The organism is Mycobacterium sp. TY815 (assembly GCF_030755135.1).
Taxonomy (GTDB): domain Bacteria; phylum Actinomycetota; class Actinomycetes; order Mycobacteriales; family Mycobacteriaceae; genus Mycobacterium.
Genome location: NZ_JAUFRX010000003.1, coordinates 798,057 through 821,208, shown reverse-complemented (window position 1 = coordinate 821,208; position 23,152 = coordinate 798,057). Strand labels below are relative to the sequence as shown.

Below are 23,152 nucleotides of genomic sequence, written 5' to 3'. Positions count from 1 at the left end.
CGCGGATGCAAATGGTTTGGAGCCCAGAGGATTTCCGGGAAACCGAAGACGCTCTATTTGAGCGTCACGCCGCGGATGCGGTCGCACTGACCAAGACCATCGAGCACGCCAAGGCGATACACCCGGCAACGGTGTCCAAGCAGCTGCGCGCCGAGGCGTGCACCCCCGAGCCCGCCCTGGACCGCGCGTCGTGCACTGTGACCGACCTTTTCACGCGGACACGGGTGCGATGAACACCGGCCACGGCAACGCCCACCGGCAACGCGCCATCGCGTCCCTGCTGACCCGCCACACCCGCGTCACCGAATCGGACGGCACCTGTTTGGGATGCCTGTGCGGCGCGCCCATGGGCCGCCTCGACCACACCAAGCACCTGGCCAAGCTGGTCGACGCGCTGGTGGACGGCCGCGCTGGACGCGGCGTTCGCCAACCACGCCAAAGGCCGCAGCGCATGACCCAGCTACCACACCGCGACGCGCCGTGCGCGAACTGCCCGTGGCGCCGCGACTCTCCGGCCGGGGAGTTCCCGCCGGAGCGCTACGCGGCACTGGCCAACACGGCTGGCAGCCCGGGCGCAGAGGCGCCAATAGGCGCCCCAATGTTCGCGTGCCACAAGTCCACCGAAGGCCACGACCGAGCCTGCGCCGGTTGGCTGGCGCGCTGCGGCCACAACCACCTAGGAATCCGGCTGGCCATTGTCCAAGGTCGACTGCCTGGTGAGGTCACTTGGGCGCCGCCGCCGTCCTGGCCTCCACTGTTCAACTCCTACGCCGAAATGGCCGCCCGCAACGGGGTCCAACTGTGACGGTCCCACGACAGGACGGGCTTTACCCAGGCGTCAGTGAGCAGGAATATCACGGCGACAAGGACTCGTTGTCGAGTAGCGGGGCTCGGCTGCTGCTGTCTACGAGCCCGGCGGAATTCCGCTACCAGATGGATCACGCACCTAGGCCGAAGAAGGTCTACGACTACGGAAGTGTCTGCCACGCGCTGGTTTTGGGTGAAGGTGTCCAGTTTGAGGTGTTGGACCCCGCGGTTGTGGGGTTGACCGCCGACGGGAAGCAATCCCAGAAGCCCACGGCCACAACCATGTGGAAGCAGGCCGACGCCCAGGCGCGTGTGGCGGGCAAAGTTCCAATCGCCAAGTGGGACATGGACCAGGCCGAGCTGATGGCCGCGGAGGTCTGCAAGCACCCCCTGGCGTCGGCGCTGCTCGCCGAGGGCTACGCGGAGCTGTCGGGGTGGTGGACCGACCAGGAGACCGGAGTTCGTTGTCGGCTGCGCCCCGACTACCTGCCGATCGATAAGCCCCGCCGGCGGCCGCTGATCGTCGACTATAAGACGACCGACGACGCCAACCCGGAGAAGTTCGCCAAGTCGATGCGTGACTACGGATACCACTGCCAAGGCGACTGGTATTTGGACGGGTTCTTCGTCATCACGGGAATCGACGCCGATTTTGTGCTGATCGCCCAGTCGAAGAAAGCGCCATATTCGGTGTCGGTTCACTACATCGATCCCGAAGACATGGTTCGCGCGCAAGGCCAGAACCGCAGAGCCCGGCGGCTGTACGCGCAGTGCCGCGAAACCGGCAGGTGGCCGGGATACGAGGAACTCAACATCTTGAGCTTGCCCACCTGGCTACGCAAAGAGATCGACTTGGCCAACGCCATCGAGGAAAACACTATGGAAGGTGAAATACATTGAGCAGCAACGCAATAGCCCGCCCCGACGACACCAGCACCGGCTTGGAGGTGTTGCCGCCGGCCCGCCCAGCGATGTCCACCGCGCGGCAGGTACTGATGGAACACGCGGAATTGACCGATATGGCCTACCAGTTCGCCAGGAAGCTGGTTGGCAGGCAAATCGTCCCTCTCAGCCTTCGGGGCAATGCGGAGGAAATGACCGCCGTGATTCTGTACGGCGCCGAGATCGGCTTGAGTCCGATTGCGGCGTTGCAGAACGTGTTCGCTGTCCACGGAACGCCGGGCATCTATGCGCGGACTGCGCAAGCCCTGTTGGAAGCCAAAGGGTTCCGGTTCAAGACGATGGAGGACACCGACGCGGCATGCACCGTCCATGGCATGAGGCCGGGCACAGTCGCCGACTGGGATCACCCAGACGAGTCGTCCCGGTTCACCATTGAAGACGCCGACCGCGCGGGCTGGATACCGCAGGTATTGGACAGCGACAAGGGCGGCAAGGTCATCCGGGGTGTCCGTTACGAGGTCAACGAGCGCGGCAAGCTGGTGGGCAACGAAAAATACCTGACTCAGCCACGCCAAATGCTGTGGGCCAAAGCGATGATGGAGGTCTGCCGACGGCTGTCCCCGGCAACCCTGCTCGGTATCGCCTACAGCGTCGAGGAACTGGAATCCGAGCCGCCCGCCCCAGCGCTGTCACCATCTCCGGCGGCCGGGCCAGGCGCCGTAGCGAACACGCTGACGGTGGAGGAAATCCTAGCGGCAACCCCCGACAGCCCGACCAACATGGCCGCCGAGGGTAAACCCAAGGGGCACACCAGCCGGATGGAGGCCGCGCTTGCCAAGTCCCAGGCCAAAGCCTCCGCGCCGGAACCAGCGCCCCCGGCGCAGGACGACGTAGACACGCCCCCAGCCCCGCCGGCGGAACCTGAGCCGGAGCCAACCCCAGACCCCAGCGCGCCGGAACCCACGGGCGACGACGACCCGCCCCCGCCGCTGGACACGGGAGACGCCCCAGACGGCGACCTAGACAGGCAGGCCGATGTGCCGCCGGAACCGGAGCCGGAACCGGTGCCCGACGATCGCCCGGCGACGAAAGAGCAGCTGCAAGATCTCACGCAGCTGATCGCCGCGGCCGGATTCCAGCCCACCGACGCCGGCCGCACCCAGTGGTTCGCGTTTGTCTCCCAGACGGTGGGCCGCGACATCACCGCCAACAACCAACTGACCCGCTACGAAATCGGCCTCGTCGGCAGGGAACTCGTGATGCCGGCGCCGTCCGCGCCCGACAGCCAACCATGACCACCACAGACCCGCAGGGATTCGACTACGACACGGGGCTTTTCGACGTGCCGGACAGCGCCCGCACCGTTCCGGAACCAAAAGAGAAGCTGTCACGCACAGCCCAGCAGCACCGCAAGGTCGCGCGCCGCATCGGCGCCGGCATCCACCCGCTGGGCGAACCGATCCGGCTACACCCCGACGCGCCGCGAGACCTGGACTACCAGGAAGCCAAGCGGTCCACCGCGGGCGGCCCGCGCTGCGGCAGCTGCCGGTTCCGGGAGATCCAGGGGTGGCCCAAATGCATGCTTCCCACTGTCATAGGGGGCCGTACCATCTTTCCCCGCAACACCGGCAGTGATGCCAGCGATGTGGCCGCCTGGTGGCCCGCCTGCACCAACTGGGAGCCGCGCTGATGGCCGACGAGCGCTTGTACGGAAAGTTCACGCTGGAGTTCCCCCGGAACTCGAAAATCGCGATCCTGTCCGACGCTGCGTTCCGGTGTCTGGTGGAAGCCACGCTGTATTCACGCGACGAGTTGACGGACGGATTTCTAGCGCGTCGCTACGCGGTTGCTCGGTGGTCGCTTGAAGTTCTGCAAGAGCTGGCCACCAACCACGACGAAAAGCCATCACTGATCGAGTGCGACAAGGGTTGGTACATCCACGATTACGCCGAGCATCAGGATACGAAGGCTGAGGTGGAGGCCCGCCGGGAGCGCAACAAACGCGCAGGCCAGAGGGGCGGTCAAGCGAGCGCCAGGCAACGCGCTAAGCACGCCGCTCAGCAAGTTGCCGAGCAACTTGCTGAGCATCACGCTGAGCAAGTCGGTGAGCAAGTCGGTGAGCGAAGTACTGAGCGAACCGTCAACGATTTTCAACCAGAGACAGAGACAGAGACAGAGACAGAGACATCTCTTCTGGTTACTTCTGGTGGGGGGGTTGCGTCTCGTAACGCGCACGCGCGCAACGGCGCTGACGCGCCGCCCCCCCAAGAAATCAGGGATTCACGGAAAACCGCAAACGAGCCGCCTGCTGCGTGTCGCAAGCACCCCGCCGGGTGGAACCACGACGAGGCCTGTACGGCCTGTGGGCGGCTCCGCAAGCACGCCGAGGCGCAACGGGACACCGAAGCCGAAATCGAGCGGCAGCGGGCACGTGAGCGCGCCGAATGGGAACGCGGCATCCACCGCTGCCCCATCCCCTGCCCCGACAGCGGAATGATCTTCCGGCCCGGCCCCCACCCCGACGACCCCAAACGCGACTCGCTGTACGTCCGCTGCCCCCACGACCGGCGCGCACTGGACCAGTTGCTCCACGAACACCAGCTGACAGTGGGCGGCCAGTGATGGACGAGGCAAACATCCCCCAGGGTGAGTTCATCGCGGGGCCGGAGATCGCCCCCTACCCCCGGGAGTGGACCGCCGAGCAGCGTCTAGCCGCCTACTGGTGGGCGCTGGCCAACCGCTGGACCGTCGAGGTCAATCCCCGCGCCGACGACGAAGGCGCATCCGGCTGGTACCGGGTCGCCGAGGCGATGAACCGCGACCAGCGTCGGCAACGCCCCCCGGAACTGGGCGGCCCGGCCCCGACGCCTGTATCTGATGACGAGCAGCCGGCGGACCCCTCCGAGCCCCGCTACCCCAACCCCGCAGACCTGGTGGCCGCGGCCACCACCAACCCCATGGAGTCCTGGTGACCACGAATATCGAACCCGACCCCCGCGGGACAACGCCCGAACAAGCACTACAGCTGATCGACGCGCTGGGCATCCGCAAGCGGCTAGGCCGCGGCACGTGGCTGCCGCCGGTTCAGGGCGGCGAATGCTGGCTGTTCGACAGCAAGGACGGTCGCCGAATAATCGTCGGCTACTGGCCATTTGAAGACCAGCCCTGGATTCACGCCAGCATCTCACGCCACGACCCCAACGACATGCCGTCCTACGACGACCTGAAGGAAATGCACGCAGCCGTATTCCCGGACGGTCACGCCTACCAGTGCTTCGTCCCGCCATCGGAGCACATCAGCATCCGCAACAACGTGCTCCACCTGTGGGGCCGCGCAGACGGGCAACCCCACCTGCCCACCTTCGGAAGGTTCGGGACGATATGAGCACGGCAACGGCAACGGCGCCGAGCCGCAACCGCCGCGGGTCAGAGACCCGGCAGCGGACCGTGATGCAGGCGGTGCGGATGCTGCCGGAGGAGAAACAGGCACTCGAAACGGCCGCGAAGTCTGCCGGCGTCACCGTGTGCCAGTTCATCCGCGACGCCGCACTCAACAAGGCCTGGGAGACCGGCAGATGAGCGTGCTGGAGTTCTTCGTGCCGGGCGTGCCTAGACCTCAAGGCAGCAAGAACCATGTGGGCGCCGGCCGCCTGGTTGAAAGTTCAAAGGGCTTGGCGGAGTGGCGGTGGCGGGTCGGCCTAGCCGCGAATCAGGCCCGGCGCGGAGCGCCGCTGCACGCGGGAGCGGTGCGCGCCACGCTGATATTCGTCATGCCCCGCCCGACGTACATGGCGCGCACCACAACACCGCCGCACACCAGCCCGCCGGATGTTGACAAGTTGGTACGCGGAGTTTTGGACGCCCTCTCCGGAACTCTGATTGTCGATGACGCGCAGGTCACCAGCCTCGGAGACACCCACAAGCGGTACGCCGACCCGGCCGAACCACCCGGGGTGCACATCACCGTGGAGGCGTTGTGACCGGCACCCCGGCCCAAATTCGCTGCGAGATGTGTCACGAACCCGTCCACATGGTCAACGGGGTCTTGGTGCACGACTTCACCAGTAGCGAGAAATGTACGTTACAAATCCCATCTCTGAGTATCGAATAGGAAAAGGAGACAAAATGTTTCGCGAGATCGCCGAACGCGCCGTCGAAGCGCTGAAATCCATCGCCGAATCTCTCGGCACGCTGGCCACTACCGCCGACCTGCAGGCCGAAGTGCTCACCCAACACCAGCATCACGTCCACCACCCTCGACCCGAGCCGGCCGCCCAGCCGCTGCGGTCCGTTACGACAGAGGACCGTCTCCGTGGGTAACCCGCCGACCAAAGTCCAGGCGTTTGAAACCGACGTCGCCGCGCTGCTGCGTGCCCGTAACCCACTGCTGCTGGTGGTTACCGCCGAAGAGTCCCGCGCCGAGCAGAACCTGTTCAACGCGATCGGCCGCGCCGGGTTCATCCCCCACACCTGGGACATGGCCGCCGGGGCGCAAGCCATGGACGGCACCCCGGAAACCGACATCGCCCCGAAGGGCGACCCGGACGCCATCCTCGACGCGATCAAGGACCGCACCGGCAGCCGCGACGTGTGGATTCTGCGGGACTTCCCCGAGTGGTACACCGGCGGCGGCGCGGGCGCGATCACGCTGCGCCGCCTGCGGAACCTGGCGCGCCCCGACGCGCTGCCCACCAAGGCCCGCGACGACGCCCAAGCCATCATCATCCTGACGCCCACTGTGAACGTGCCGCCGCAGCTGACCAACCACACCACCGTCCTGGAATTCCCCCTGCCCGAGCGCGCAGAGATCGCGGAACTGCTCGACGCCGCAGTGGAATCCGCTACCCAAGGGATGCTGGCCAGCCCCAACAACAAGCTGAACTACCAGCAGCTGGTGGACCGCATCCGCGACGGCTCCCGCGAAGCAGCCATCGATGCGGCAGTCGGCTTGTCCGGGGAAGAAGCCCAAGCCACATTCGCGAAATCGCTGGTCCAGCACCGCAAACTGCACCCGCCGACGATCGCGGCGGAGAAGAAACGCATCATCGCCCGCGACGGCCTGTTGGAGTGGATCGACCCGCCGGCCGGCGGCCTGGCCAACGTCGGCGGCCTCGACGAATTCAAAGCCCACGTGATGGCCTCCGCCATGGCCTACACCCCCGAAGCCCGCGACTACGGCCTACCCACCCCGAAGGGCGTGTTCCTGATGGGCATCTCCGGCTGCGGCAAATCCGAACTGGCCAAAGCGATCCCCGGCGAGCTGGGGATGCCGCTGATCCGCATGGATCTCGGTGCGCTGAAGTCGAAGTTCGTCGGGGACAGCGAAGGGAACCTGCGCAAAGCACTGGCCACCATCGACGCGATCGGCCGCTGCGAGGTGTGGCTTGACGAGGTGGAAAAAGCTATGCAGGGCGCCACTTCCGGGTCCGCGGACGGCGGGGTATCCGCGGACGCGCTGGGAGCGATCCTGACGTGGATGCAGGAACGCTCCGGGGAGGCGTACGTGGTGGCCACCGCCAACGACGTGACCGCGCTGCCGCCGGAGCTGATGCGCAAGGGCCGCTTCGACGAGACGTTCTGGGTCGATTTGCCGACCGCGCCGGAGCGCGCCGCGATCGTCACCGCGACGCTGCCGAAGTACCCGCGCGCCGACGGCACCCCCCGCACCGCCGAGACCTTGGGGATTGACCTGGACGCGGTAGCGGAGGTCACCGACACGTTCACCGGCGCCGAGGTGGCCAGCCTGATACCGGACGCGCTGAAGGCGGCGTTCGCGGACGGGCAGCGTGAACCCACCACCGAGGACCTGATCCAGGCCGCGAAACGGATCGTGCCGATGGCCACCACCCAGGAACGGAAAATCACCGCGCTCCGCAGCGAGTGGGCGGCCCGCACCCGGCCCGCCAGCAGCGCAGCACCAACCAAACGCGCCGCCGCCAAAGCGGGCCGCCAAATCGACATCGACAACTGAATACCGAACCCCAACGCACGGAGATACGACCATGACAACTACGACGGCAACCACCGAAGCCATGGAAGCCCGCACACTGCGCCCCGGGCTGCTAGTCAGCCTCCGTACCAGCATCGCCGGCGGCGTCAAGTACCAGCGCGTCGACCTGGAAAACCAGTGCATCGACGAAGACGGACAAGAACGGTCCCGGTGGGAAACGACCCGCATCGTCGTCGACCCCGACGAGCACGCCAACGCCGTCAAGGTCCGCGGCAAAGTCCGGGCGCTGGTGACCGGGGTGTGCGCCCAGTCGGACTTCGGCCTGTTATGCCCCAACAGCCGCCAGGGCGACCTGCGGGCCCGCATCCAGGAGGCCCGCGCGCTGGCCACCCAGTTCAACAATCAAGCCGCCACCACCCGAATCAACGTCCGCGTGGTCGCCGGCACCATCGCCCAAGACGACGTCGAAGCCGTGCGCGCCATCTCCGGGGAGCTGCGCGACCTGATGGCCACCATGGAAACCGGCCTGGCGAACATGGACGTCAAAGCGGTCCGCGAAGCCGCAAAGAAAGCCAAGTCCGTCGGCCAAATGCTCAGCGCCGACGCGAAACTGAGGCTCGACGAAGCGATCAACGCCGCCCGCGCCGCCGCCACCAAGGTCGTCAAGGCCGGCGAACAGGCCGCCGTGGAAATCGACCAGGACACCCTGGCAACCCTCAAAGCGGCCCGCACCAGCTTCCTGGACCTCGACCTCGACGACACCGACCTCGGTGCGGGCGCCGGCGACACCGAGACCGCCGCCCCGGCCGCACCGCAGGCCCGCGCCATGGACCTGTACTCGATGTGGGAAGACGAACCCGAACCGGCGCCGCAGACGCCGGATACCCCGGCCGCGCCGGAGCTGGAAATGGACGACGACCAGCCGGAAGGGCAGTGAATCATGGTCGACGACATCATTCGCCGCAAGCGAGTCCAAGCGCAGACGGGCTGGCCGCTGCATGACTACCCCTGCCCGCAGGGATGCTACTTCTGCCGCACCCCCGGCCAACACAAGCCGCCGTGCTGCCACGGAGGCTTATGCAAAGGGCAGGACGACACCCCGGAAGCCCGCGCCGCCAAGGCGTTAGCGGAAGCCTTGGAGAAGCGCATCGCGCAACGCACAGTGCGGATCGGCATGGACCGCACCGGCAAGGTGACGCTCGAAGGGCTGACAGACGAGGAACTGCGCTACGGCCAGGGCAACCTCGTGGTGTACCTGGCCGAGTACGGCACCGCCGCCACCAAGGCAGAGATCGCACGCGCCCAGCAGCTGGCCAGCCGAACCACCACCACCGCAGCCGGCCGCACCGCCCGAGTGATTGGACGCTGAAATGAGTCAACCCAGCGCGAGAGAGATCATCGCCGAGGCGATCCACCACCAGATCGACACGACGGAGTCGTTCGAGGAAATCGCAGACACGGCGATCGGCGACCTCCGAACGGCTGGCTACGCCATCGTGCGCGTCCCGGACATCGCGTGTAGAGGCCCGCATGACACCAACGGCACCATGCTCCTCACCGCCGCCGAAAAGGCCGAGTCAGCACGGTATCCGGTCGGCGGAAGCAACGTAGGTCGAGCAGTCGCGCAAGTGCTGCGTGAAGTCGCGGCGGCCTCTGACCAGCAAACCTACCTACCTGAAGGAGTAGACGGGTGATCTGCATAAACGCGCAAATTGCAGGATGGGTGATGCTGCCGGTATTGGGAGCCATCATCGCGCTGCTGATTGTGAATCACCACCAATGACCGATTGCCAAAGTTGCACGCGCCCAACCGATCTGTACCTCTGCTCCGACTGCACCAAGGTACTCGGCGACATGATCCAGCAGCTGCCCTGGCTCCTGGCCGAACTCGACGCCCGCATTCAACGACTCGACCGCACCAGCGTCGGCACCATCGGCCGCCAACGCCGACCCGACGAACTCAACGTCATGGACTTCGGCGCCGCCGAAACCGCCCGCAAGACCGAGAAAACCATTCGCGGCCTCGTCGCCACCATCAACGGACCCGGCCCGATCCGCCTGCAGTGCACCGTCGCCCACGACTTCATCGGCCCCCTACGGCCCGCCTGGCGGCGCCTCCTACGCAGCTACCGGCCCACCATCACCGAACTGATCGACTGGCTCACCCGGCACGTCAACACCATCGCGCGGCACCCCCAAGCCGGCCACGTCTACCGCGAACTGCGCCGCCTCGTCGGCACCGACCACCGCGGCGGCCAACTCCTGCGCGCCATCAATCCCGTCGAACGCCACCTCGTCGGACCGTGCCCCACCATCACCGGCCGCGACCACCAAGGCCACCCCCGCCACTGCGGACACGTCCTGTTCGCCGACACCTACGACCGCACCGTCACCTGCCCCACCTGCCACCAAGACATCGACGTCGAACGCAACCGCACACGGGCCGCAGCGGAACGCGACCTCCACACCGAAGACCAACTACTCGAAGTCCTCACCAACTGCGGCGAACCCGTCGACCCCGACACCTTCAAAGCGTGGATCAAGACCCGCCGCATCCGCCCCGCCGGCCGACTCCACAACGGCCTCATCGTCCCGACCCACACCCACGACCAAGACCCATACGTCTACAGCGTCAAACGCGCCCGCAAACTGCGCCGCCGGGACCAGCAGCTCGCCGCGATGCGCACCAAGGTCAGAAGCTGACCGTCCGTTATCGGCCTGCTTTCACAGCGAAAAGGAGCAAAGTGAAATCCATCTACAAGTACCGGCTCGAACCTGCCGACGAAACCATCCTGTCTCTGCGCGGCAACGTGCTAAGCGCCGGGGCGGCCCAAGGCGGCGACATCATGGTTTGGGCTGTTCACGATGACCTCGCCCCTGAACGCAAGGTCAGAGTCAATGTGATGGGCACGGGGCACATGTTCGTTGACGCGCCCGAAAGCAGCTTCGTGGGAACGGTGTTCTTGGGTTCGCTGGTGTTCCACGTTTTTGCCACCACTGACCCGACATAAGAGAGGCTGATCGGCATGAGCGATGAACCGAGCCGTTGGTGTCATGCTGCCCCGAGTCCGTGCGTGACTCTGGACTGTGACGCGATCAATTGCCTGTGCGCTGCTATGGGTGAAGTACCGGACGACTACGCCGCTCGGCGCCATTTCGTCCCCGATGATCCCACTGAGGACCCTGATTTCGATCCGACGAAATGGACAGGAACCGTCCTATATCAGGACTCATCAGCAGCCGCGCCGAATGCCGCGAATGCGCCGCAGTGTGGTCCGACGACCACCAGTGCGAACGATGAGCGACGAAGCGAAGTGCTGCGAGTGTGGCCGCACGGTGTCCCACGAGACCGGGTTCACCATGAGCGGCACCCTGGCCGAAGGCTCGCCAACCCACATCCACTGCCCTGACTGCACACCCAACCAGAGCAAGGGCTACACCATCGCCGACCTGCAACAGATGTGCGAAGACGGCAAGGTCGAACTGGCCCGCTACCAAATGGACCAGATGGAACAACTTGGCCCAGACGCATACTTCTTCGTGGCCGGGCCGCCACCGAACGCTGAAGGAATCGAGGACGCACTCGGCGATGAGTGACACCCTCAGACACTCCCGCAACGCGACAGTTCCCGTTTCTGACGTGTTGACCTGCTACATTAGCTTTTGTTGGGGGAAGAAGTGTGTCCACCCCCCGAAATCAAGCCCCGGTCAGCGACTGCTGCCGGGGCTAATTCATCCCCGTTGAATGAAAGCCCCCGGCGACCGCGCCAACTGGGTATGGCCGACCTTCCAAGGAGATCGACATGCCAGATACTACGACTGATCAGCCGACCTACGAAGCAATGCACTCGCGCTTGAACTACCGCCAGGGACTCGCCCGCCGACACCCCTGCGTCGACTGCGGCGCACCAGCGCGGCACTGGTCCTACGACCACCAAGACCCGAACGAACTCACCAGTCCAAAAGGACTGGAATACAGCACCAACCCCAAGCACTACCAACCGCGTTGCAGGACATGCCATCACGACCTCGACAAGAGGTACCGAAGGTCAGGTATCCCCCGACTCCACTCCCTAGCGAAAGAACTAGAGCCGCAAATCCGGACCGCCGTTTACGAACGCGAACGAGCACGGAAATTCGGCGACTTCGCGAAGATGGTTCGCTGGGACGAGGAACTGGACAAGCTCATTGACCAGCTTCAGACAGCTCGCGCGGACATGAAGCGCCGTGCCTAGCGCCCCGCCCCGGGTCTGTAGCCGGTGCCGCAAGCCCGCTCTAAAGGGCCGCCCGTGCGACTGCCGGCCCGCCTACGAAGGCTCCACCCACATCGGCGGCAAGACCGACATGCGGATGCGCCGCAGCATGGACACCTACCGGGCCCAGAACCCCTACTGCGAACACCCCGGCTGCCACCGAGTCATGCATCAGGTGGACCACATCGTGCCGCTCGCAGAGCTGACAGCCGACGACCCGCGACGGTACGACTGGGACAACTACCAGTCCCTCTGCAAGCCACACCACGACCAGAAGACCGTTCAGGATGCACTGCGCGGCAAGACGAGAGCGAGGTGAACCAGTGGCACTGACAAGCGACCCCAACGATCCACGCCTGACGCGCGGCATCGACACCGAGGCCAAGGGCCAAGCCGACACCTACCTCACGCTGTCGGACGCTGAGCGCGCCAAGGGATTCGTCAGGCCCGTCCGCCGCACCTACGTCCACGCGCGCGGCACCACGCAGCAGAAGCCAGCATGTGGCCAAGCCACCACCATGAGCTTGGCCATTGCCGAGACCTACGCTCGCGACCCATCGTTTTACGGTGCGACGTTCTGCGTCGGATGCCAGATGCACCTTCCCGTCAACGAGTTCGACTGGGACGACGGCAGCCAGGTCGGGTCATGAGCGCATCCGTGGCTGTCATCGCAGCTAACGTGCCCCGAGCCACGATGCTCGCCACCACCCTCGGTGTCTCATGCGCGGTATTCAGCGCCTCTGACGTCGGTGATGTCATCCGCGGCTGCGCGTTCGATGTGATCATCATCGACAGCGAAGCCGCCATCGACGATGACACCATGGCCGACATCCGACCCGCACTCCGAAGCGGCGGATCACTGCTGAACGCAGTTACCAGCTGATGTGCCAGATCTGCGCCGATCTGGCTGAGTACGACGCCATCGTCGACACGGTGACCGCCCGCGAATTGCAGTCCGTCGCGCCAGCAAACACCGCAGCGCCCAGCAAACACGGCCGCCCCCAGGGCAACCCCCCAGCAAACACGCCAACCTGGCCAGCAAACACCCCGACCCGTGGCAGCGAACGGCCAACGGCCACCAGCGCATCGCCGCAGGCCCCCGACGTGCCCCGTAGGGGGGTTCACATCGCTGACCAGCACAAATGCAACCCTCGCCGCGGTGGCTTCGCATTTTTCTGCACAAAACTGCTGGTAGGGGGGGTATCGCGGGCAAGGCGGGGTTTTCTGCAGCAAACTTGCCCCCCGGTGCAGTTAATTTGGTGCCCTCCGCAGCAAACTCGGCTCCGGCGCCAGCAAACATTGGCAGCAAACGGTGGGTAGGCCACCTCAACCAGCAAACTTGCTTCTGCTGAACGGCCGAGGCGAGGGCAAGGACTCGGCGGGCCGCCCGGTCGCACCGCCGCCCGCGTTCAAGCGCCTGGCACCGAACCCTCCCACGTGGATGAGCCGCGAAGCGAAGGCCGAGTGGAAGCGCATCGTGCCTGGTCTGACGCGTTTGGACCTGGTCAAGCCGGAGGATCGGGCCACGCTGACGACGTACTGCGAACTGTGGTCGCGGTGGGTGACGGCTGTACGTGACATCGCGGCCAACGGCCAGGTGGTCCGCAACACCTCGGTGAAGAAGGACGGCACCGAGTCAGTCTGGTTCACCAAGAATCCGTCCGTTGCTGTGGCGGAGCAGGCTGAGACGCGGCTGCGTCAGTATGCGAATGACTTCGGGTTGACGCCGGCGGGTGAGCGGAACGTGTCGAAGCGGGACGACGATCGTGGCGACAACGAGGCGAACCCGTTCGCGGCCGCCGTCGGCGACGACTGACCCGGATAATCCCTGGTCAGACGCTGATCTCGATGAGTTGAAGCTCAGCCCGGAGGTCGCCTGGTATTTGCAGGACCGCGGGTATGCGCCGCCGGACTGTCCGCCGCTGATCAAGACCCCGGAGCCTCGGGAGGTTCCGGGTGCGCGGTTCGATCCGGCGCGGGTCGACAAGGTGATCGCGGCGTTCCGGCAGCTGCGGCACACGAAGGGCCGGTTCGCTGGCCAGCGGTTCGACCCGGATGTGTGGCAGGTCGCGTACATGATCGCGCCGGTCGCCGGGTGGGTGCACCGATCGCCTGACTCGGGCCGCTGGGTGCGGATCATCACGATCCTGTACGTCGATGTGCCGAGGAAGAACGGCAAAGGGATCGGAGTCGACACCCCGATCCTGACTGGTCGCGGGTGGATCAAGTTCGGCGATCTACGGGTCGGAGACTTGGTACACACTGTGGACGGATCGCTCACTCCGGTGACCTTCGTCTCCGACGAGCACCAACGTCCGTGCTACGAGGTTGAGTTCGGTGACGGCCAGGTCGTCGTCTGCGACGATCAGCACCTCTGGACCGTCTGGGATCGCTTCGGACACGATCCGCAACGTTGGACGGAAGGGCGGGGCAAGGGCGCGGCGGTCACGATCGACACGCCCACGCTCTACGCGCAGCACCGTTGCGGCGCGCGCGGAGACGCACGGTACTCGGTACGCGCTGACCGAGTGTTACGGCGCCCGGCGTCTGACCTGCCCGTAGATCCGTACCTACTCGGCGCATGGCTGGGCGACGGGGCGACCGACGCGGCCAGGATCACGACCGTTGACGCGGAGGTTTTAGCGCACTTCGGCGAGCACTACGACGTGCGGACGCCGCCGGGCTCGATCACGCACTCGATCAACGGCGGGTTCCGGGTCGCGCTGCGAGCACTCGGAGTGCTTGGCAACAAGCACGTTCCGGACGCCTACCTGACCGGATCGGCCGAGCAGCGCATGGAGCTGCTGCGGGGCCTGATGGACACCGACGGCGGCGTGAACCAAGGGCGGAACACGCCGCGGGTGGAGTTCACGTCCACACGTCGCGAACTCGCCGACGCGGCGCTGTTTTTGGCCCGGTCGTTGGGGTGGAAGGCAACCATCCGCGAGGGTCGCGCGGCCTTTGAGGGCCGGGACTGTGGACCGAAGTGGCGTGTGACATGGACGGCGTACCGCGAGAGGTCACCGTTCGCCTTGGCCCGCAAGACGGATCGGCTCGCCATCGCGCCGGAGCGGGCTACAAGGGCGGTCACGAACGCGATTGTCGCGGTCCGGCCGACTGACTCGGTGCGCACACGGTGCATCCAGGTCGCAGACGCATCGAAACAGTTCCTCATTGGCGAGGGCCTGGTGCCGACGCACAACACGACGACGGCCGCCGGGTGGGGTATCTACTTGACGGCGGCTGACGGCGAGTTCGGCGCCCAGGTGGTCGCGGCGGCGACGACGAAGGAGCAGGCCGGGTTCGTTTTCGAGCCGATCCGGCAGCTGGTCAATAAGTCGCCGGGGCTGAAGCGGCACCTGCGGGCGCTGAAGCACCGGATCACGCACGCGGCCAGCGGAAGTTACTTCCAGCCGATCGCGAATGCGGGTGATGCGCAGCACGGCGCCGATGTGCATGGCGCGATCGTCGATGAGCTGCACCTGCACAAGCAGATGGATCTGATCGAGGCGCTGGAAACCGGCACAGGTTCTCGCGAGCAGCCGCTGATCATCTACATCACGACGGCGGATGCCGGGAAGCGGCACACACCGTATGACGAGAAGCGGTCGCTGATCGAGAAGCTCGCCCGGGATGTGTTGAAGCGGCCGACGACGTACGGTGTGGTGTTCGCGGCGGAGAAACCCGAGTACCTCGACGGGAAGTTGGTTAAGGGCGACGACCCGTTCGCGGAATTGACGTGGCGGAAGGCGAATCCGGGCTACGGGGTTAGCCCGACGAAGCGGTCGATGGTTGAGGCGGCGGAGAAGGCGAAGGACTCGCCGGCGGAGCTTGCGTCGTTCCTGCGGCTGCGCTTGGGGATCCGCACGAAGCAGGAGACGCGGTATCTCGACGTCGACGAGTGGGATATGAACGCGTCGATCGTTGACCTGTCGCGGTTGAAGGGCCGCGAGTGCTGGGGCGGGCTGGACTTGGGGTCGACGTCGGACCTGTGTGCGTTGGCGTGGGTGTTCTCGGCCGAGGGCGGCGCGTTCGATGTGCTGTTGCGGTGCTGGGCGCCGGAGGACTCGATTGAGGCTTTGGATGCGCGGACGGCGGATGCGGCGTCGGGGTGGGTGGAGAAGGGGTGGCTGACGGCGACGCCGGGTGATGTCACCGATTACGACTTCATCAAGGCGCAGATCGGGCGGGACCGTGACGAGTTCCTGGTGCAGGAGATCGCGTACGACCGGTGGAACGCGACGCAGATCGTCAACGATCTGACGACTGATGGCGCGCCGATGATCACTTTCGGTCAGGGGTTCGCGTCGATGTCGGCGCCGACGAAGGATTTGCAGCGGCTGATCAAGGTGGGTGCACGGGCCGACGAGCGCGGCGCGCCGGTGAAACCGATGATCCGGCACGGCGGCAACCCGCTGTGGCGGTGGATGGTGGATAACTTCGCGGTGACGATGGACCCGGCGGGAAATGTGAAGCCGGACAAGAAGAACGCCGGCGACAAGATCGACGGTGTGGTGGCGCTGATCATGGCGCTGGCGCGGGCGGTAGCGGCGCGCGAGGCGGAATCCACCTCGGCGTACGAGGACGACGACGGCGAAGGGCTGATGATTGTTTAGACGACAGCACCCGGGCTTGAACCGGCAAGTGCTGGTGTCGCTGTTCTCGGGCAACGCCGTGTCGGGTGTCCTGGTCGCGACGCCGGGCACGTTCTTGGTGCTCAAGGCATGCGAGGTTTTCGACGAGGGCGCTTCGGCGCCGTCTCCGGCCGACGGTGAGATCATCGTCGACACGATCAACGTCGACTACGTGCAGGTCGTCGCGCGCTGATGACGTTCGTTGTGTCTGAAGGCGCGGTGCGCGCATTGTCTCGGCCGAGCTTCGTGTCGTCGAGTCGGCTGCCCACGGTGGTGTCGCTGTCGATGGACTACGACAAGATCTGGCGCACGCAGCCCGCGGTGCGCACGGTGGTGACGTTCCTGGCCCGCAACATTGCGCAGCTCGGATTGCCGCTGTACCGCCGCGACAGCGACACCGAGCGGGAGCGGTTGAACGATCATCCGTTGGCGATGTTGTTGCGTCAGCCGAATCCGTGGACAACGCGGTACCGGTTCATCAATGCGCTGGTGCATGACTTCGCGATCTACGACGTGGCCTACTGGCTGAAGATGAAGGTCGACGGCCAGACGTCGGGCCTGGTGCGGTTGCCTCCGAAGCTGGTGGCGCCCAAGGGCGACAACTGGCTCACTCCTGATGAGTTCGAGCTAGCTGGTTCCAAGCAGCGCAAGGTTTTTCCCGCAGATCAGGTCGTGTACTTCCGCGGCTACAGCGCCGATGGGGATGTCGGAGTGTCGCCGCTGGAATCGTTGCGGCAGATCTTGTTGGAGGACTGGGCCGGTTCGCAGATGCGCGAGCAGGTCATGCGCAACGGCGCCCGAGTCTCGGGTTACATCAAGCGGCCGCCGCCGTCGACGTCGGGGGTAAAAGAATGGTCGAGGGAAGCCCGCGAGCGGTTCCGGCAGCAGTGGCAACAGCAGTACGTCGCTGATGGACCGCAGGCCGGCGGCACGCCGATCCTTGAGGACGGCATGGAGTTCGTTGCCGCCAGTCAGACTGCGAAGGAGCTGCAGTACGTCGAGGGCCGGAAGTTGACCCGCGGCGAGGTCGCGTCGGCTTACTTCATCCCTCCGCCGATGGTCGGAATCTTGGACGATGCAACGTTTTCCAACATCACCGAGCAGCGGAAGATGCTGTACACGGACGCGCTGGGGCCGTGGCTGACGATGATCCAGGATGAGATCAGTTTGCAGCTGATCCCTGATTTCGAGGGGAAGCCGCAGCAGTTCTACGCGGAGTTCAATCTGCGCGAGAAGCTCTCCGGCGATTTTGTGTCACGCCAGGACGCGATCACCAAGGCGGTGGGCGGCCCGACGATGACGATCAACGAGGCCCGTGCGCTAGACAACCGGCCACCGGTCGAGGGCGGCGACGAGTTGATTCGCCCACTGAACGTGACACAGAACGGTGACCAGCAGCCGATCCTGGCCGAGGGCGGCGGCGGTAATGACGTGAAGCCGACGAACAAGCCGCCGGAACCGGACGACGAGCAGGAGGACTGATGCTCACAAAGAGCGCGGCAATCGACGTGAAAGCCGGACCTGACGACGGGCTGAAGGATGGCGAGTTCACCGCCTACGCAAGCATTTTCGGCAACAAGGATTCCTACGGCGACGTCGTGATGCCGGGTGCTTTCGCGAAGACGCTGGCCGAATGGGTGAAGTCGGGCGACACAATCCCGCTGCTGTTTGGGCACAACATGTCCGATCCCGACTACAACCTCGGGGGTCTGGTCGCTGCGTCCGAGGACAACGTCGGGTTGAAGATTCACGCGCAGCTCGACTTGGAAAACCCGAAGGCACTGCAGACTTACCGGTTGCTCAAGGGCCGGCGGATCCGTCAGATGTCGTTCGCGTACGACGAGATCGACTCCGGGCCGGCAGTGCACGGCGGCGAACACGTCTGGGAGCTGCGCGAGCTGAAGCTCTACGAGGTGTCGATTGTGACGATCGGCGCCAACCAGGAGACCGAGATCCTGGCCGTTAAGTCGATTCCCACCGTCGCTGAGCGCGCGCTGCGCGACGTCAAAGCTGGCCGCGTGCTGTCGGCCAAGAACGAGGGCGAACTACGAGAGGCACACAACGCGATCGGTCGCGTGCTCTCGGCTCTCGACAGCACATCAGGCGAGGAGAAGGCCAGCGGTACCGGCCCGTCTCAAGAGGAATCCGAGGCATCGGATTCCGCTGGGGCCAGCCACAACCCGTCCGTCGACACCTCGGCGCTGGATCTGCTCAGCCTCGAAATTCAGCTGAGCGCAACCACTTCCGAGATAGGAGCATGACATGCCGATGACGGCAACGAAGCTGGCCGACCTTCAGAAGGCCGCGCTGGTGCACACGCAGAAGGCCCGCGAGATCATCGATGCCAACACCGACAAGAATCCGAGCGACTGGTCCGAGGACGACCGCAGGGCGTACGACGAGGCCATGGCCAAGGGTCGGGAAAAGCTTGAAGAGATCAAGGTCGCCAAGGCCGATCTCGCGATCCTGGACGGCGCGAAGGCGTTGGCCGGCGAGATCGGCGACCCGGCAGCAGCGAAGGACGACCTGGACGCGCAGGGCCGCCAGCCCGTGCGTGAGCGGGTGAAGTCGCTGGGCTTGCAGGTCGTCGAGTCGCCCGAATTCAAGTCGATGCTCAAGCCGTTCGGCGGTCTGGAGAACCCGCGGATCCCTGAGAAGGCGCGCATCCAGTCCGACCCGATCAGCATCAAGGGCCTGTTCGTCGGCGGCACCGACACGTCCGCTGGCGTGTTCGTGGTCAATGAGCAGACCGGCATTGTGGAGATGCTGGGCCGCAAGGAGCTGAAGATCCGCGATCTGGTGTCGGTGCGCCGCACCGGTTCGGACACCGTGGAGTACGTCGAGCAGACGTCGCACACCAACGCCGCTGCGGTGGTGCCGGAGGCGACCAGCTCGGCTGCTCCGCAGGCCCCGGCCGGGACCACGCAGGCCCCGTTGGTCCTGGACCCGAACGGCGGCTACAAGCCCGAGGGCTCGTGGGCGTTCGTGCGCCGCACTGCCGTCGTGAAGACGATCGCGGAGTGGGTGCCGGCCACCAAGCGGGCGCTCGCTGACGTCGCCGCACTGGAAGGGCTGATCAACGACGAGCTGCGCGCGGATGTCGCTGAGGCCGAAGAGGGACAGATCCTGGCCGGCGACGGCACCGGTGAGAACTTCACCGGTATCCGTAACTGGTCTGGCATCCAGACTCAGGCGTTCGACACCGACATCTTCCGGACGGCCCGCAAGGCGCTGACGAAGGCGCGGGTCGTCGGGCGGGTGAATCCGACGGCGATCGTGATTTCCCCGGCAACCGCCGAGATCATCGACCTGGACAAGGATCTCAACGGCCAGTACCGGTACGGCGGCCCCCAGGCCATCGGACCGCGGACCCTGTGGGGGGTGCCGACGGTCGTGTCGGAAACTCAGCCCGACACCGACATCCTCGTCGGCGATTTCGGCAAGGCGGTCCTGTGGGACCGGGAACAGACCACGGTCACGATGTCGGATTCGCACGCGGACTTCTTCATCCGCAACATGGTCGCGATCCTCGCTGAGGAGCGCTTGGCCTTCGCCGTAACGCGGCCGAAGGCGTTCGTGAAGGCTGCGCTGTCCTGATCCGGTGGCGCTGATCAACGCGGGCTCGCTGGGGGCTGAATTGCCCTCAGCGGACCCGCCTTTCCGAGAGGAGACGCCGGTGGCGCTCAAGGAGTACAGCACCGTCATCAACGGCATGGCCACGACGGTGCAGCTGTCCGACGAGGACGCGAAGTTGCAGGGTTTCACCAAGAAGGACCTGGTGTCCAGCCAGGAGGTCGAGGTGACCGAGGCGCAGCGCGAAGCGAAGGCTGAGGATGCCCAGCACACGCAGGCGAAGGCGTCGGCCAACAAGCAAGCTGCCGCACCGCAGAACAAGGGCGCGGCGGCCGAGGCACCGAAAGCCTGATGACCGCACCAACCGCACCAACTTCGCAGGACGTCGCGCGGTCCGTCGCGCGGCGTTTCTGCGGCTGGCACGTCACCCCCGTCAACGAAGACGACGTGGTGACGTTGGACGGGCCGAGGTCGCCGCTGCTGGTGCTGCCGACGCTGCGGCTCATTGAACTGGGCGGGGTCGTCGAGGACGGCGTCACCCTCAATGTGGCCGACCTGCACTGGTCGACACGCGGCCTGGTGCGCAAGAAGTCAGGCGCCAACTGGTCCCGGAACTATGGGGCGATCGTCGTCACGATGACACACGGATTCGAGGCCGCCGAAGCCCTCGACTTCACCGCCGCGGTTTCGTCGTACGCAGAGCGATCGGAAGCCAGCGACAAACCACGCGTAGTCGGCCCCTTCCAGTGGGACAGCAAGGCGATGGCCGACGGGTCGGCGTTCAGCGTCGTCGAGCGCTCGCTGCTTGAGCAGTACCGGCTGGAATCTGCGCCGTGAGTGAGCAGGTGATCCGGCACCGCGGCGGCGGCCGCGACGAGAACAGCCAGCTCATCCCGGCATCGCAGACACCGTTGGTGGCGATCGGGGTGGCGCCGGGTGTCGTACCGGGTGTTACGCCGCGGCAGCGGATCAGCGACGGCCGCGACGGCGAAGACATCGCTTGCGTCGTGTACTTCGCTGCCGGAACGGATCTGGTCAACAGCGACGAACTCACCGTCCGCGGGAAGCGGTACCGGATCATCGTCAATGACTGGCAGATGCAGGGACGCGGCGGACTTGAGGTGTTGTGCGCGCGGGGGCAGGGATGAGTTTCGAGCTGGACTACCGGGGCGGCGAGAAGATCCTCAAGGAAATGGCCGCCAGGCATGTCCGCGCGATCGCCGACAAGGTGGCCGCCGCCGCCGGCGAGGACGCCGAAGTCGCGGAGTACACGACCGACCGCGCGGTGGCGGCGGTCCGGGTGCCGGCTCACCAGCAGGCCAAGGACGGGGCGCTGACCCGCGCCGCCGCAGCAGCGGGCCTCCAAGTGCGGTCGAAGTGAGAACCGGTTTCGAGCCGAAAGACGTTGTCCGTCTTGTCAAGGACTGGCTGAAGGCGGATCTGGCGGACACGTTCCCGTCGCTGACGGTGACACTTGAGTTGCCGTCAGGGTGGGCCCTGGGTTCCGATCCGGTGCTGGTGCTCGCTGACGACGGCGACCCGCTGGGCCTGTGGCCGGCCGCGACGTCGCCGGCGATCCGCGTGACGTCGTGGACGTCGGGCCGGGACCGCACATATGTGCATAAGGCGCTGGCCCGGCTGCTGACCGCGCGGATTCCTGGTGTCGCTGCGCTGCTTCCTGGGGCCGGCGTGGTGGATGCTCGCGACCCCCAGACCGGGGGTGACCTGTCGTCGTTCACTGTGCGGGCACGCGCCCGGACCGCAGTACCGCAGTAGCCGCGCACACGCGCGCACGATCTGCCCTGCCCGAACCCGGGTGGGGTTATTTCAGCCCGCGAGGGCATCGCAACAAACGCCCTTGAAGGAGGGAAATTCGCAATGGTCAACACCACCGAGAACCCGAATCTCACCACGATCCCCGATGAAGCCGAGGTGTGGCTGATCCTGGCGGAGAACGTCACCGACATCGCAACGAAGATTCCGTCGTCGCCGACCGCCGACCTGGCCGCGCTGGGCTGGGAGTTCACCGGCATGATCGACGACAAGAAGGGCATCCCGCTCGACCCGACGATCGAGGTCAAGGAATACGACGCGTTCGGCCGGCCGAGGTTCCGGATCAAGCTGCGCAAGGGCGCGTTGAAGACGGGATTCACTGCGCTGGAAATGAATTCGACGACGCGAAAGATCGTGCTGCCGGGTTCGGCGCCCAACAAGATCGGCGCGCCGAAGGATGTGCAGGTCTACGTGCTGTACCGGTTCGTCGACGAGGACCGCGCCACCGTGTGGGTCCAGCTGACGAAGTGCCCGGTCGAGCTGAAGGGTCACGGCGGCATCGTCGACGGAGAGCTGTCGTGGGCTGAGCTGACGGTGCACCACACCACCGACGCCAACGGCGACATCTTCCAGGTCGTCGACGCATCCACCGACGATGTGGTGAAGACGTTCACCATCGCTGCGGGCGTGTCGGCCTACACGGCGACTGTGGACGGGTCGACCTCGGCGTCGATTACCGCGAAGACGAAGGCGGCGTTGCAGGCTGCGCTTCGGGCGCTGTCCACCGTTCAGGCGTTGCCGACGCCGGGCGTCACGGTGGACGGGCCTGACGGCGGCCCGCTGGTCGCTACCTTCACCGGCCCGGTGACCACGGTGTCGGCGGCCGGTACGGGTGGCACGGTGACGGTCGCATGACCGCCGCCAAGTCGGACGTGTCCCGCATCCCGGCGAATGCGCGCAAGCCGCAGGATCGTAAACCGAAGAAGACGCCCGCCGAGAAGGCGGCGGTCAAGCAGTTGCAGGCCGAAGCGGAGGACGGTTACGTGACCGTCGAGCAGTGCGGGGTGCAACTGCGGATTCCGGTCGCCGGCAAGATTCCGCTGGCCGCGGTCATCGCCTTCGAGCAGGACGAGAATCTGCGTGGTACCGAGCTGCTGCTCGGCAAGGAGCAGTGGTCGGCGTTCCTTGCGGCCAACCCGACGCTTGACGACTTCATCGCCATCGGCGAGAAGCTTGAGGCGATCACGGGAAACTTGTAA

General features: G+C 65.7%; 34 protein-coding genes. All 34 read left to right on the top strand.

Features of this window, described 5'->3' with window-relative positions; all coding sequences use genetic code 11:
• Positions 1-5 precede the first annotated feature (5 nt).
• Positions 6-233, top strand: a complete 228-nt coding sequence (locus QXK92_RS29570) for a hypothetical protein (protein ID WP_306247804.1) — start codon at positions 6-8, stop codon at positions 231-233.
• Positions 230-805 (top strand): DUF6283 family protein, encoded by a 576-nt coding sequence (locus QXK92_RS29565; RefSeq protein ID WP_306247802.1) that lies wholly within the window; start codon positions 230-232, stop codon positions 803-805. Before QXK92_RS29570 ends, QXK92_RS29565 begins: the two co-directional genes overlap by 4 nt.
• Positions 802-1,707: a PD-(D/E)XK nuclease-like domain-containing protein gene (locus tag QXK92_RS29560; RefSeq protein WP_306247800.1), complete on the top strand. Its 906-nt coding sequence runs from the start codon at positions 802-804 to the stop codon at positions 1,705-1,707. The genes QXK92_RS29565 and QXK92_RS29560 overlap by 4 nt, the downstream gene beginning before the upstream one ends.
• Entirely contained in the window at positions 1,704-3,005 is a 1,302-nt protein-coding gene (locus QXK92_RS29555) for a hypothetical protein (protein ID WP_306247799.1), read from the top strand. The genes QXK92_RS29560 and QXK92_RS29555 overlap by 4 nt, the downstream gene beginning before the upstream one ends.
• Positions 3,002-3,400 carry a hypothetical protein gene (locus QXK92_RS29550; protein ID WP_306247797.1) on the top strand — a complete coding sequence of 133 codons (399 nt, stop codon included), beginning with the start codon at positions 3,002-3,004 and terminating at the stop codon, positions 3,398-3,400. The genes QXK92_RS29555 and QXK92_RS29550 overlap by 4 nt, the downstream gene beginning before the upstream one ends.
• Positions 3,400-4,332: a hypothetical protein gene (locus QXK92_RS29545; protein WP_306247795.1), complete on the top strand. Its 933-nt coding sequence runs from the start codon at positions 3,400-3,402 to the stop codon at positions 4,330-4,332. The genes QXK92_RS29550 and QXK92_RS29545 overlap by 1 nt, the downstream gene beginning before the upstream one ends.
• Positions 4,332-4,682: a hypothetical protein gene (locus tag QXK92_RS29540; protein WP_306247793.1), complete on the top strand. Its 351-nt coding sequence runs from the start codon at positions 4,332-4,334 to the stop codon at positions 4,680-4,682. The genes QXK92_RS29545 and QXK92_RS29540 overlap by 1 nt, the downstream gene beginning before the upstream one ends.
• On the top strand, positions 4,679-5,095 hold the full coding sequence (locus QXK92_RS29535) for a hypothetical protein (protein WP_306247791.1): 417 nt from the start codon (positions 4,679-4,681) through the stop codon (positions 5,093-5,095). The genes QXK92_RS29540 and QXK92_RS29535 overlap by 4 nt, the downstream gene beginning before the upstream one ends.
• Positions 5,092-5,289, top strand: a complete 198-nt coding sequence (locus QXK92_RS29530; protein ID WP_306247781.1) for a DUF1778 domain-containing protein — start codon at positions 5,092-5,094, stop codon at positions 5,287-5,289. Before QXK92_RS29535 ends, QXK92_RS29530 begins: the two co-directional genes overlap by 4 nt.
• Positions 5,286-5,690: a RusA family crossover junction endodeoxyribonuclease gene (locus tag QXK92_RS29525; protein ID WP_306247780.1), complete on the top strand. Its 405-nt coding sequence runs from the start codon at positions 5,286-5,288 to the stop codon at positions 5,688-5,690. Before QXK92_RS29530 ends, QXK92_RS29525 begins: the two co-directional genes overlap by 4 nt.
• A gap of 145 nt (positions 5,691-5,835) precedes the next feature.
• Entirely contained in the window at positions 5,836-6,030 is a 195-nt protein-coding gene (locus tag QXK92_RS29520) for a hypothetical protein (protein WP_306247778.1), read from the top strand.
• Positions 6,023-7,681: an AAA family ATPase gene (locus QXK92_RS29515; RefSeq protein ID WP_306247776.1), complete on the top strand. Its 1,659-nt coding sequence runs from the start codon at positions 6,023-6,025 to the stop codon at positions 7,679-7,681. Before QXK92_RS29520 ends, QXK92_RS29515 begins: the two co-directional genes overlap by 8 nt.
• Before the next feature lie 31 nt (positions 7,682-7,712).
• Positions 7,713-8,597 (top strand): hypothetical protein, encoded by an 885-nt coding sequence (locus QXK92_RS29510; RefSeq protein WP_306247775.1) that lies wholly within the window; start codon positions 7,713-7,715, stop codon positions 8,595-8,597.
• Positions 8,598-8,600: 3 nt separating this feature from the next.
• Entirely contained in the window at positions 8,601-9,029 is a 429-nt protein-coding gene (locus QXK92_RS29505) for a hypothetical protein (RefSeq protein WP_306247773.1), read from the top strand.
• A gap of 1 nt (position 9,030) precedes the next feature.
• Complete coding sequence (locus QXK92_RS29500; protein WP_306247772.1) at positions 9,031-9,354, top strand: hypothetical protein; 324 nt, start codon at positions 9,031-9,033, stop codon at positions 9,352-9,354.
• 160 nt (positions 9,355-9,514) lie between these two features.
• Complete coding sequence (locus QXK92_RS29495; RefSeq protein WP_306247770.1) at positions 9,515-10,363, top strand: DUF1922 domain-containing protein; 849 nt, start codon at positions 9,515-9,517, stop codon at positions 10,361-10,363.
• Positions 10,364-10,404: 41 nt separating this feature from the next.
• Complete coding sequence (locus QXK92_RS29490; protein ID WP_306247769.1) at positions 10,405-10,671, top strand: hypothetical protein; 267 nt, start codon at positions 10,405-10,407, stop codon at positions 10,669-10,671.
• Positions 10,672-10,957: 286 nt separating this feature from the next.
• The gene (locus QXK92_RS29485) at positions 10,958-11,257 is read left to right on the top strand and encodes a hypothetical protein (RefSeq protein WP_306247767.1); all 300 of its coding nucleotides are present in this window, start codon (positions 10,958-10,960) and stop codon (positions 11,255-11,257) included.
• Positions 11,258-11,887: 630 nt separating this feature from the next.
• On the top strand, positions 11,888-12,232 hold the full coding sequence (locus tag QXK92_RS29480; RefSeq protein ID WP_306247765.1) for an HNH endonuclease signature motif containing protein: 345 nt from the start codon (positions 11,888-11,890) through the stop codon (positions 12,230-12,232).
• Between the two features lie 4 nt (positions 12,233-12,236).
• Positions 12,237-12,563: a hypothetical protein gene (locus tag QXK92_RS29475; protein ID WP_306247763.1), complete on the top strand. Its 327-nt coding sequence runs from the start codon at positions 12,237-12,239 to the stop codon at positions 12,561-12,563.
• On the top strand, positions 12,560-12,796 hold the full coding sequence (locus QXK92_RS29470) for a hypothetical protein (protein WP_306247761.1): 237 nt from the start codon (positions 12,560-12,562) through the stop codon (positions 12,794-12,796). The genes QXK92_RS29475 and QXK92_RS29470 overlap by 4 nt, the downstream gene beginning before the upstream one ends.
• Before the next feature lie 558 nt (positions 12,797-13,354).
• Positions 13,355-13,729 carry a phage terminase small subunit P27 family gene (locus QXK92_RS29465; protein WP_371934612.1) on the top strand — a complete coding sequence of 125 codons (375 nt, stop codon included), beginning with the start codon at positions 13,355-13,357 and terminating at the stop codon, positions 13,727-13,729.
• A gap of 37 nt (positions 13,730-13,766) precedes the next feature.
• Positions 13,767-16,529, top strand: coding sequence for a terminase TerL endonuclease subunit (locus QXK92_RS29460; protein ID WP_306247756.1), 2,763 nt, complete (start codon positions 13,767-13,769; stop codon positions 16,527-16,529).
• 16 nt (positions 16,530-16,545) lie between these two features.
• Complete coding sequence (locus QXK92_RS29455) at positions 16,546-16,740, top strand: hypothetical protein (protein ID WP_306247754.1); 195 nt, start codon at positions 16,546-16,548, stop codon at positions 16,738-16,740.
• Positions 16,740-18,029, top strand: coding sequence for a phage portal protein (locus QXK92_RS29450; protein ID WP_306247752.1), 1,290 nt, complete (start codon positions 16,740-16,742; stop codon positions 18,027-18,029). The genes QXK92_RS29455 and QXK92_RS29450 overlap by 1 nt, the downstream gene beginning before the upstream one ends.
• The gene (locus QXK92_RS29445; protein WP_306247750.1) at positions 18,029-18,808 is read left to right on the top strand and encodes an HK97 family phage prohead protease; all 780 of its coding nucleotides are present in this window, start codon (positions 18,029-18,031) and stop codon (positions 18,806-18,808) included. The genes QXK92_RS29450 and QXK92_RS29445 overlap by 1 nt, the downstream gene beginning before the upstream one ends.
• 7 nt (positions 18,809-18,815) lie before the next feature.
• The gene (locus QXK92_RS29440) at positions 18,816-20,144 is read left to right on the top strand and encodes a phage major capsid protein (protein ID WP_306247748.1); all 1,329 of its coding nucleotides are present in this window, start codon (positions 18,816-18,818) and stop codon (positions 20,142-20,144) included.
• Between the two features lie 4 nt (positions 20,145-20,148).
• Positions 20,149-20,472 (top strand): hypothetical protein, encoded by a 324-nt coding sequence (locus tag QXK92_RS29435; protein ID WP_306247746.1) that lies wholly within the window; start codon positions 20,149-20,151, stop codon positions 20,470-20,472.
• Positions 20,472-20,957, top strand: a complete 486-nt coding sequence (locus QXK92_RS29430; protein WP_306247744.1) for a hypothetical protein — start codon at positions 20,472-20,474, stop codon at positions 20,955-20,957. Before QXK92_RS29435 ends, QXK92_RS29430 begins: the two co-directional genes overlap by 1 nt.
• Positions 20,954-21,268: a hypothetical protein gene (locus QXK92_RS29425; protein WP_306247743.1), complete on the top strand. Its 315-nt coding sequence runs from the start codon at positions 20,954-20,956 to the stop codon at positions 21,266-21,268. Before QXK92_RS29430 ends, QXK92_RS29425 begins: the two co-directional genes overlap by 4 nt.
• Entirely contained in the window at positions 21,265-21,501 is a 237-nt protein-coding gene (locus QXK92_RS29420) for a hypothetical protein (RefSeq protein WP_306247741.1), read from the top strand. The genes QXK92_RS29425 and QXK92_RS29420 overlap by 4 nt, the downstream gene beginning before the upstream one ends.
• Positions 21,498-21,896 (top strand): hypothetical protein, encoded by a 399-nt coding sequence (locus tag QXK92_RS29415; RefSeq protein WP_306247739.1) that lies wholly within the window; start codon positions 21,498-21,500, stop codon positions 21,894-21,896. The genes QXK92_RS29420 and QXK92_RS29415 overlap by 4 nt, the downstream gene beginning before the upstream one ends.
• A gap of 102 nt (positions 21,897-21,998) precedes the next feature.
• The gene (locus QXK92_RS29410) at positions 21,999-22,808 is read left to right on the top strand and encodes a hypothetical protein (RefSeq protein WP_306247737.1); all 810 of its coding nucleotides are present in this window, start codon (positions 21,999-22,001) and stop codon (positions 22,806-22,808) included.
• On the top strand, positions 22,805-23,152 hold the full coding sequence (locus QXK92_RS29405) for an adenylosuccinate synthase (RefSeq protein WP_306247735.1): 348 nt from the start codon (positions 22,805-22,807) through the stop codon (positions 23,150-23,152). The genes QXK92_RS29410 and QXK92_RS29405 overlap by 4 nt, the downstream gene beginning before the upstream one ends.